This window comes from ANME-2 cluster archaeon (assembly GCA_014237145.1).
GTDB lineage: Archaea > Halobacteriota > Methanosarcinia > Methanosarcinales > Methanocomedenaceae > Methanocomedens_A.
This window is the reverse complement of the sequence record JAAXOC010000035.1, coordinates 25,581-31,997: the sequence shown is the minus strand read 5'-3', so window position 1 is coordinate 31,997 and position 6,417 is coordinate 25,581. Positions and strand designations below refer to the sequence as shown.

Annotated in this window: 10 protein-coding genes; 9 read left to right on the top strand and 1 reads right to left on the bottom strand. The window is 44.4% G+C overall.

The annotated features are described in order from the left end of the window. A partial coding sequence (locus HF974_04745; GenBank protein ID MBC2697649.1) for a PGF-CTERM sorting domain-containing protein occupies window positions 1–139 on the top strand: 139 nt, incomplete at its 5' end. A gap of 114 nt (window positions 140–253) precedes the next feature. Here HF974_04745 and HF974_04740 read toward each other — a convergent pair. Then, complete coding sequence (locus HF974_04740; GenBank protein ID MBC2697648.1) at window positions 254–499, bottom strand: hypothetical protein; 246 nt, start codon at window positions 497–499, stop codon at window positions 254–256. A 492-nt stretch (window positions 500–991) separates the two neighbouring features. Here HF974_04740 and HF974_04735 point away from each other — a divergent pair, with 492 nt between their 5' ends. The 8 genes from HF974_04735 (at window position 992) to HF974_04700 (ending at window position 6,172) form a co-directional block, all read left to right on the top strand. Next, entirely contained in the window at window positions 992–1,168 is a 177-nt protein-coding gene (locus tag HF974_04735) for a hypothetical protein (protein MBC2697647.1), read from the top strand. A gap of 230 nt (window positions 1,169–1,398) precedes the next feature. Next, window positions 1,399–1,704: a cupin domain-containing protein gene (locus tag HF974_04730; protein ID MBC2697646.1), complete on the top strand. Its 306-nt coding sequence runs from the start codon at window positions 1,399–1,401 to the stop codon at window positions 1,702–1,704. A gap of 31 nt (window positions 1,705–1,735) precedes the next feature. Then, complete coding sequence (locus tag HF974_04725; GenBank protein ID MBC2697645.1) at window positions 1,736–2,659, top strand: ATP-binding cassette domain-containing protein; 924 nt, start codon at window positions 1,736–1,738, stop codon at window positions 2,657–2,659. After that, window positions 2,656–3,393, top strand: coding sequence for an ABC transporter permease (locus tag HF974_04720; GenBank protein MBC2697644.1), 738 nt, complete (start codon window positions 2,656–2,658; stop codon window positions 3,391–3,393). The genes HF974_04725 and HF974_04720 overlap by 4 nt, the downstream gene beginning before the upstream one ends. 326 nt (window positions 3,394–3,719) lie before the next feature. Further along, window positions 3,720–4,007, top strand: a complete 288-nt coding sequence (locus HF974_04715) for a winged helix-turn-helix transcriptional regulator (protein ID MBC2697643.1) — start codon at window positions 3,720–3,722, stop codon at window positions 4,005–4,007. 24 nt (window positions 4,008–4,031) lie between these two features. Next, window positions 4,032–4,328 (top strand): hypothetical protein, encoded by a 297-nt coding sequence (locus tag HF974_04710; GenBank protein ID MBC2697642.1) that lies wholly within the window; start codon window positions 4,032–4,034, stop codon window positions 4,326–4,328. 113 nt (window positions 4,329–4,441) lie between these two features. Next, a complete protein-coding gene (locus HF974_04705; GenBank protein MBC2697641.1) occupies window positions 4,442–4,789 on the top strand; it encodes a hypothetical protein in 348 nt (115 codons plus the stop codon). Window positions 4,790–5,191: 402 nt separating this feature from the next. After that, window positions 5,192–6,172 carry a 4Fe-4S binding protein gene (locus HF974_04700; GenBank protein MBC2697640.1) on the top strand — a complete coding sequence of 327 codons (981 nt, stop codon included), beginning with the start codon at window positions 5,192–5,194 and terminating at the stop codon, window positions 6,170–6,172. The last annotated feature ends 245 nt before the right edge of the window (window positions 6,173–6,417 follow it).

Here is a 6,417-nt window from a genome sequence, read left to right as displayed (position 1 = left end):
CGATCTATCATCTGAGGACACTCAAAAAGAGGACACTGAGACTGAAAGTACATCTACACCCGGATTTGGGGTTGTATCTGCACTATGTGGGTTTTTGGCTATTGTATGTCTGCAATTGAGGCGTAAAAAAAATGAATAGATCGTAAATGATCATATTAAACGAGTTGACCGCTCCATTCAGGTTTATATCTGTTGCGGGATCGATATCGCTGATGTTGGCAGCCATCTACAGGGTGAGCACAGTATCAGCGGTTTAAGTTTTTTCCATCTTGTGTGAAGTCACCGCCATCGATCTAACCTTTACTTGATCCTCTTTTCTGAATACTCCCATCATGACCAGTCCATTGATGATTGCCATGCACACAGCTGCCAGAGCACAAGCAGCGCCAATGTCAAATCCAAGTATCTTTGTTGTGTAGACGATTGCGAGCAGGTTGATCTGCAGTTCCGAGAAGGGGAGTATCGAAGCAGGACCGATGCCACACTGCAGGATATGTATTGGGGTGCATCAGTGCTAAACTAGCGTAGCACAGACTCTCTGGAGAATAGTGAGGCGATAAGCACAAGCAAGGAAAAATACATGCACGAGACACATCAATATGTGCAGTGTCAGATATTTCCTGAGGGTTTCAAATCCAGCCAAAAGCAACGATTCAATTGTCATTACCCTCCAACACATATCATTTTTCATTCATGTTATTTTAGCATTGGCATAAGCAATACAGCGCATAGGGATGTTATGATTACCCCATCAGCAAAACTTCCGAGCAGAACGCGTGGCAAACTTCCAATGCTATGGATACCTATCGCAATCATTCTGATATGTGCTGATTTAGCCAGATTTTGAAATCATTGTCCGAAACTTTTTAACCAATCACAATAATATTACTATAAAATACTGGAATATTCAGGTAAATCAATGTGCAATTCTCACCCATGCATGTAGGAACTTGGCAGGTTTATCAGGGCGCTTCACTGTCCCACCAGGTGGATGATTATCAATTTTATCGGGGACGGTAGCAGGAGCACAAAGCAGATCTACGAATTTTTGACCGGGCGAGGCGAGAATATGACGTTTTTCGATCTGTATTACCATCTGTCAGAGCTGAACCACGCCGACATCATCAAGGTTTCAGAGTATCGGGAAAATGAAAGAGGTGCGCCTTAAAAAGTGTAGAAACTGAAGACTAAGAGAATCGTGATAGAGTTGCTGGATAAACAAGAAAATCCCTCCTGTCGGATTTACATGGAATATTGAAATTATACTTTATTTGCAACAATAAGGAGCGAATCGGGATGTTAGATAAGTACCGGAAATTAATCGAAAAATGGTACGGAATTGGGAGAAGGCGAATTAAATGAACTCAAGAGTGCGGATTACAGGATATGAGGGCAAGAATGGAACAGATCGATTTGCAGGACATTGTTGAGTACAGCAGGACGGTGCGGATCAAAAAAGATATTCTTGTGACCGATTGGTTCAATGTCTCCTTGATATGCCTTGAAGAAGGACAGGAAATTCCACCCCACCCTGAACCATACGCGGTACTGTTCCATATAATCGATGGGGAAGGAACTATAACCGTCGGATCAAAACGGCATGATGCCTTACCAGGTCACATGATATTTGTTCCGGGCAACAGTATAAGGGGAATAGCACCGCGCACGCGTATGAGCCTGCTTGGGATACAACAGCCGCATTAAATAGGTTAAGTATGTTACAATGATGGGATCTATGAATGCTATTGAAGTCGATAATCTGACGAAACTGTTCGAAGATTTTACTGCGGTAGACCACCTGGATTTCGAAGTGAAGAATGGCGAGATATTTGGCTTTTTAGGACCGAATGGTGCAGGCAAGACAACAACTGTCCGGATGCTCACAGGAATAATTAAACCGGATCTTGGTCAGGTCAGTATCATGGGTCATGACATCCGGCAGGATCCGATCAAAGCCAAACAGATAATGGGGGTTGTTCCTGAACTTTCAAACGCATACACCGAACTTACTGCCTTAAATAACCTGCAGTTCATGGCAGAATTATATGGCGTACCAAAGAAGGATGCCAGACAAAGAGCAGAAGAACTCCTGGGAAAGTTCGATCTCTATGAACGAAAAGATCATAAGGTCAGGACTTTTTCCAAAGGAATGAAGCAGAAACTCATCATCGCCATGTCTCTCATGAACAACCCGGAAATACTTTTTCTCGATGAGCCAACATCAGGTCTGGATGTTATGAGTGCACGGTTGATCAAGGATATGTTGTTGGAGTTGAATAAAGAAGGGAAAACCATTTTTCTCACCACTCACTACATGGAAGAGGCAAACCAGCTGTGCAGCAGAGTTGCGATCATCAACCATGGAAAGATAGCAGCCATAGACGCCCCAGAGAAGCTTAAAATGAGAATTGGTGGGTTAGAATGGGTGGAAGTCAGTTTTGACATGCCTGTAGATGCCTCTGATTTCTCTGACCTATCAGGAGTAATCGATGTCCGGATAAGTGGCGATAAACTACGGTTGTATACGAACGAACCCGGCATGACGATATATCAACTGGTGGATTATTCCCGGTCAAATGATCTGGAGATCGTGATGCTGAACACGCTGACACCAACGCTTGAAGATGTCTTCATCAAACTCACAGAGGAGATGGAATGATCGATCAGCTAAAACGTGCCTGTGCAATTGCCAAAAAAGATATCAGGATCTATTATCTGAAGGGACCCGTGGTAATATTCGGTATTCTCTTCCCCGTATTCCTCTTTCTGGCATTTGTGATAGGAAGAGATCTCCCTGTTGATTTTCTTATCGCCGGACTGCTGAGCATGACGATCTTCTTCACATCAATGTCGATCACTCCTGTGATCGCACCCACCGAGACACAGACCAGAAACCTGGAGCGACTTGCAGCAGCCCCGGTCTCTATCACAACAGTCCTGATGGGAGATATGCTGGCATCCGTGCTCTTCGGGACCGGGATATCTCTCGTCCCGATAATAGTTGGAATGGCAATCGGTGTGACAGTCACACATCCGTTCATCCTTGCTGCGGGCATTGTACTGGCTGCATTCTGCTTCTCAGCTATGGGGCTGATATTCTCATCCGCACCGACCAGCATGACATCCACTGTGATGATGATATCCACAATGGTAAAATTTCCACTGGTATTCATAAGCGGTGTATTCATCCCGGTCAGGGAACTGCCGCAATGGGGACAGGTGCTGGCATCGGCATCCCCCCTTACCTACATAACTGACCTGTGCAGATATTCGTTCCAGGGGACCAATTACTATCCGATCTGGATGGATATCGCAGCCCTTGTAATATTCCTGGTGATCTTCATGATAGCTGCGGTGAAGCTTCATAAGAAGAGTTTGCCTGAACGGTTGTGAATATGGTGACTTTTTAATTTATTCTGGATAAATGGATCGTGGCAAAAAAGATTCACCGCAGAGGACGCAGAGAGGCGCAGAGATGTGTTGTTTTTCTCTGCGTGCCTCTGCGCTCTCTGCGGTTTTCTGAATAGTCCCAGTAAATAATAAAAAGTCTCTGAATATGATGGAGCATGCTTAAATCACCGGGCTTTTTACTGCAATGTATAGGAGGCAAGTGCGAGCGGTTGCCATGTACGCTTCTGTAATGGTGGGTTTGCCCCCACATATTTCTTTAGGCAGTTCAAAGAGATTGTAATATAAGGCATGCATGTCAATTACCTGCTATGAAACGCTTACTTTGGTGGCTGATTGCAGGCACAAAAGGTGGTGTGAACCGTGCTCGCATAATCAAGGCGCTGCATGACCGCCCATACAATGCCAATCAGTTATCAGAAGTGTTGGGATTGGACTATAAGACGATAAAACACCATCAAAAGGTTCTTTCCGACAACGGCGTGATCACATCTGCGGGGGGTGGCTATGGCACAATGTATTTCTTATCACCAGTTATGGAGGGAAATTATGCGCTATTTGAAGAGATTTGGGAGAAAATTGGGAATAAATTCAAGTGAATAGGTGATAATATGCAACCATCCATGTACGATCCAGTACTTATAATGAACATCAAGACGATCATAACCACGGCAAATGTGGTGCTGCTGGTTTTATTGCTTGCTATTTATGTCCGAAGTTACGCACAGGTCAAATCGAAGTTCACACTGGGTTTGATGATATTTGCGTTTCTCATGCTCTTACAGGTAGTCACATCGACACCACACATGCATGTTGCTACACGTGGGTATCGGATGTGCATCATCGGACCGCTTGACGTGATACCGGACATACTTGAATTTATAGCGCTTATGGTGCTCATATACCTCAGTTCGGAGTGAATTTGGGTATGATTCTGGTGACATTTGGATATAATTCTGGAATAATGATATTTGTTGAACCCACTAATTGAGTATTGCTCAGACGGGCTAAACTCAAATAAGGTGAATACAAAATGAAAACAAGAATAATAACTGGAATAATGATAGTTGCACTGGTCGCACTCTCTGTAGGAGTTGCTGCTGCCCAGTACGGTCAAGGTGGCGGTGACCGTGACGGCGATGGTATATGTGACAACAGTGGCACATGCCCGGGATTCGTAGACGAAGACAACGATGGTATATGTGATAACAACGGCTGTGGCATGAACTTTATCGATGGCGACGGCATCTGTGACAACAGCGGCACCAACGGCAGGGACTCTGACGGCGACGGCACCCAGAACGGACAGGACGATGATCATCAGCGGCTTCGAGATGGAAACCGCGGTAATGGCGGACAGGGTAAAATGCATAATCGATAAGTTTGTGCTGTGTGCGTGGAATGACCACGCACTCTTTTTATTTTCAAAGTATCAAAAATCTTTAAAACCCCATCTTCGTCAGATTAATGGTTTAATTAACCGTTTCATTTGCCTAAAAAACTACTTGTGGGTCTTAATGCTAGCGTTTTTTCCAAATGTAGATGGTGAAAATTTATTTTTTTCTAGGTACAGACCCTCTGCACAAAATATTTATATATACTCCTTCATATTAATATGAGCTTCACAGCATTAGAAAAAAAACAATAGCAAGTGATTGAATAGATCAAAATGTAGAACCTACTCCAAAAATATAGTGTTTTACTGCTATCGATTTTATTTTAAACTGGCGAAGATGGGTTAAACACTGAATCTTTATGCATAATTGGAGAGGGGGAGCAGAATATGAAACGAAATTCGATCTTATTACCAGTCTTCTGCATCGCTTTAACCATGATACTTATCTGCGTGCCAGTTATGGCAGAAGGTGTAGGAGGAGGTAACGGCACTGGTGTGGGTGGTGGCAGAAATACTGACATATCCTCAGTCTCGTCCGGGCTATTATCGCCACAATTCATTCTCGGAGGACTTGTTGCATTAGCAGGACTCATCCTCCTGAGAACAACTAAGATCAATTGGAACATCCGGACACTCCTGATGTGTGCCGTCTTTGTACTCTTTGGGGTGCTGGTGATCATGCACCAGCCAAGCCCGCTGCGGGCAGTAGTGGATCCGGTAACGGCTCTTTTGACTGGCAGTGCAATCACTCTTAAGAAAACAACGGCGTTAATCTTCATCGGCGGCTTGTCAGTAATCGGAGCGAAACTGTTCTGCGGGTGGGTCTGCCCATTCGGGGCATTACAAGAGATCGTAAACAGGATTCCAGCACCATCCGGGAAGAAGATCAATCTGCCGTTCAATATCTCAAATGGCATCCGGATTTCGATATTTGTTATTAGTTTAATCATGGTTCTCGCCACAGGAAACGATCTTTACACATACCATAACATCCTGAACCCTTTTGAACTATTTGACTGGCATTTTGAGCTGGTGCTGGCAGTTCTGGTCGGGGCGGTGCTGGTCGCATCAGTATTTGTGTATCGCCCTTTCTGCTATCTCGTGTGCCCGGTTGGGCTCTTGACATGGCTGCTTGAGTATATGAGTATATTTCGTGTGCGCCTTGACCGGAGCAAATGCAATGACTGCAATAAATGTATCCAAATGTCGCCATGCCCGTCTGTCAAAGCAATCGTGGACGGTGATAAGTTGCGACCCGATTGCTATGCATGTGGTGTGTGCATCGACGCGTGCCCGACCGATGCGCTGGTGTTTGGGATTGGTAAGACGAGGGCTAAGAGGAGCAGAGACAGGGAAAGTGGTGATTGAGGGGCGATGAGAAAATTACGATGGTGAGTGCAGCGCTTTTCTTTTATCTGGGTTTGGCGGGATTTAGGTTGACATAAGAGATGAAATAACAAACATTGGCTAAAATAACTGTGAAATGGTATCCACTTCAAATCTAAGAGTAATTATTAAATTATTAGACAGGATTAACAGGATATACCGCGATGCCAACATCCTGTAAATCCTGTGAATCCCGTCAAAATACCATGCTTTTTGAATTGGATACG

What these genes read in the sequence shown, in the direction of transcription:
- HF974_04730 (MBC2697646.1), top strand. Translation starts at nt 1,399, where the DNA reads ATGGAACAGATCGATTTGCAGGACATTGTTGAGTACAGCAGGACGGTG.
- HF974_04720 (MBC2697644.1), top strand. Translation starts at nt 2,656, where the DNA reads ATGATCGATCAGCTAAAACGTGCCTGTGCAATTGCCAAAAAAGATATC.
- HF974_04735 (MBC2697647.1), top strand. Translation starts at nt 992, where the DNA reads ATGATTATCAATTTTATCGGGGACGGTAGCAGGAGCACAAAGCAGATC.
- HF974_04710 (MBC2697642.1), top strand. Translation starts at nt 4,032, where the DNA reads ATGTACGATCCAGTACTTATAATGAACATCAAGACGATCATAACCACG.
- HF974_04700 (MBC2697640.1), top strand. Translation starts at nt 5,192, where the DNA reads ATGAAACGAAATTCGATCTTATTACCAGTCTTCTGCATCGCTTTAACC.
- HF974_04705 (MBC2697641.1), top strand. Translation starts at nt 4,442, where the DNA reads ATGAAAACAAGAATAATAACTGGAATAATGATAGTTGCACTGGTCGCA.
- HF974_04715 (MBC2697643.1), top strand. Translation starts at nt 3,720, where the DNA reads ATGAAACGCTTACTTTGGTGGCTGATTGCAGGCACAAAAGGTGGTGTG.
- HF974_04725 (MBC2697645.1), top strand. Translation starts at nt 1,736, where the DNA reads ATGAATGCTATTGAAGTCGATAATCTGACGAAACTGTTCGAAGATTTT.